This is a genomic window from Ruegeria sp. G2 (genome assembly GCF_056533505.1).
Window position 1 is genome coordinate 1 of record NZ_JBQFON010000023.1, and the last position, 2,822, is coordinate 2,822.

Genomic DNA, 2,822 nt, shown 5'->3' on the forward strand with positions numbered 1-2,822 from the left:
CCCAATGAGCTATAAATCCGATATTGAGATTGCCCGTGAGGCAAACAAGAAGCCGATTCAGGAGATCGGTGCCAAGCTGGGCATTTCCAGTGATGATCTGCTGCCCTACGGCCACGACAAGGCGAAAGTCAGTCAGGATTTCATCAATTCGGTTCAGGACCGTGAAGATGGCAAGCTGATCCTGGTCACGGCGATCAACCCGACCCCTGCGGGTGAAGGCAAGACGACCACTACAGTTGGTCTGGGCGATGGCCTGAATCGCATCGGCAAGAACGCGATGATCTGTATCCGTGAAGCCTCGCTTGGCCCGAACTTCGGCATGAAGGGCGGTGCCGCAGGTGGCGGTTACGCGCAGGTTGTTCCGATGGAAGAGATGAACCTGCACTTCACCGGTGACTTCCACGCGATTACTTCGGCCCACTCGCTGCTGTCGGCAATGATCGACAACCACATCTATTGGGGCAACGAGTGCGAGATCGACACCCGCCGCGTCGCATGGCGCCGTGTGGTCGACATGAATGACCGTGCGCTGCGCCAGATCACGGCGTCTCTGGGCGGCGTGTCGAACGGCTTCCCGCGCGAAGCTGGCTTTGACATTACCGTGGCGTCCGAAGTCATGGCGATCCTGTGTCTGGCAAACGACCTGAAGGATCTGGAAAAGCGTTTGGGCGACATCATCGTCGCTTACCGCCGTGACAAGACCCCGGTTTACTGCCGCGATATCAAGGCCGAAGGCGCAATGACCGTGCTGCTGAAGGACGCGATGCAGCCGAACCTGGTGCAGACGCTGGAAAACAACCCGGCCTTTGTTCACGGTGGGCCGTTCGCAAACATCGCGCATGGCTGTAACTCGGTCATCGCCACCAAGACCGCTCTGAAAGTGGCCGACTATGTCGTGACCGAAGCGGGCTTTGGTGCTGATCTGGGTGCCGAGAAGTTCATGAACATCAAGTGCCGCAAGGCGGTCATCGCGCCGTCGGCCGTGGTGCTGGTTGCCACAGTGCGTGCGATGAAGATGAACGGCGGCGTTGCCAAGGCCGATCTGGGTGCGGAAAACGTTGACGCTGTGAAATCGGGCTGTGCCAACCTCGGCCGTCATATCGAAAACGTGAAATCCTTCGGTGTGCCGGTTGTTGTCGCCATCAACCACTTTGTCACCGACACCGATGCCGAGGTTCAGGCAGTCAGCGACTACTGCGCCGAGCACGGTGTCGAGGCGGTTCTGTCGCGCCACTGGGAGCTGGGCTCGGAAGGCTCTGCGCCGCTGGCCGAGAAGGTTGTCGAGATCGTCGAAGGCGGCAGCGCCAACTTCGCGCCGATCTACCCTGACGACATGCCACTGTTCGAGAAGATCGAAACCATCGCCAAGCGTATCTACCGCGCGGATGAGGTGCTGGCCGACAATAAGATCCGCAACCAGTTGCGCGAGTGGGAAGAGGCAGGCTATGGCAATCTGCCGGTCTGCATGGCGAAAACCCAGTATTCGTTCTCGACCGACCCGACCCTGCGCGGCGCGCCCACCGGCCACTCGGTTCCGGTGCGTGAGGTCCGCCTGTCCGCCGGTGCCGGTTTCATCGTGGTTGTCTGTGGTGAGATCATGACCATGCCCGGTCTGCCCCGCAAGCCGGCCGCGGAAACCATCTGCCTTAACGACGCAGGTGAGATCGAGGGCTTGTTCTAAGCCGCCGAATAAGACATCTCGTGGTCCGGGGAATTCCCGGGCCATGAGGAGACAAACATGCCCACTCTGACACCTCCAAAAGACTGCCACTCAATGCGGGAGTTGCGGGTTCAGATCGACAAGCTGGATCGGCAGCTGATCGAGATGTTGGTGGCGCGTGCAGGTTACATCGACCGCGCATCCGCGCTGAAGCCGGGCGAGGGCTTGCCTGCACGTATTCCGGAGCGTGTCGAGGATGTGGTGCAAAAAGTGCGTATGAATTCGGACGAGCTGGGTATGGATCCTGACCTTGCCGAAAAACTATGGCGCACCTTGATTGATTGGTCGATTGCGCGCGAAGAACGCGTGCTCGGCCCCGACTGAATGACCGGGCGCTTTGTGCGCCCGATCCGTTTTTTGAAAGAAGGGATCAAAGGATGGTAGCTCAAGTCATCGACGGTAAGGCCTTTGCCGCCAAAGTGCGCGCGCAGGTGGCTGACCAGGTTGCGAAACTGAAGGAAGAAAACGGCATCACACCGGGCCTGGCGGTGGTTCTGGTGGGCGAGGATCCGGCCAGTCAGGTCTATGTCCGCTCGAAGGGCAAAATGACCGTTGAAGTCGGTATGAACTCATACGAGCACAAACTGGATGCAGACACCTCCGAAGAAGACCTTCTGGCGCTGATCGACAAGCTGAACAACGATCCTGCCGTACACGGTATTCTGGTGCAGCTGCCGCTGCCCAAGCACCTGAACGAAGACCTGGTGATCAACTCGATTGATCCGGCGAAAGATGTAGATGGGTTCCATATCTCGAATGTCGGCCTGCTGGGTACGGGTCAGAAATCGATGGTGCCCTGCACGCCGCTGGGCTGCCTGATGATGCTGCGCGACCACCATGGCTCTCTGTCGGGCATGGATGCTGTTGTAATTGGCCGCTCGAATATTGTGGGCAAGCCGATGGCGCAGCTGCTGCTGGGCGACAGCTGCACCGTGACCATCGCGCATAGCCGCACCAAGGACCTGCCCGACGTGGTGCGCCGCGCCGACATCGTCGTTGCCGCCGTAGGCCGCCCCGAGATGGTGCCGGGTGACTGGATCAAGGAAGGCGCGACCGTAATCGACGTGGGCATCAACCGGATCGAACGTGACGGCAAGAACAA

Annotated in this window: 3 protein-coding genes; all 3 read left to right on the top strand. The window is 59.5% G+C overall.

All coding sequences use genetic code 11. The features are described from left to right. Positions 1 to 4 precede the first annotated feature (4 nt). On the top strand, positions 5 to 1,681 hold the full coding sequence (locus ACR0DU_RS21295) for a formate--tetrahydrofolate ligase (RefSeq protein ID WP_480877327.1): 1,677 nt from the start codon (positions 5 to 7) through the stop codon (positions 1,679 to 1,681). A gap of 57 nt (positions 1,682 to 1,738) precedes the next feature. Beyond that, a complete protein-coding gene (locus tag ACR0DU_RS21300) occupies positions 1,739 to 2,044 on the top strand; it encodes a chorismate mutase (RefSeq protein WP_010442824.1) in 306 nt (101 codons plus the stop codon). A gap of 53 nt (positions 2,045 to 2,097) precedes the next feature. Beyond that, positions 2,098 to 2,822: bifunctional methylenetetrahydrofolate dehydrogenase/methenyltetrahydrofolate cyclohydrolase FolD (gene folD, locus ACR0DU_RS21305; RefSeq protein WP_480877324.1), on the top strand; the 725-nt coding region annotated here is incomplete at its 3' end.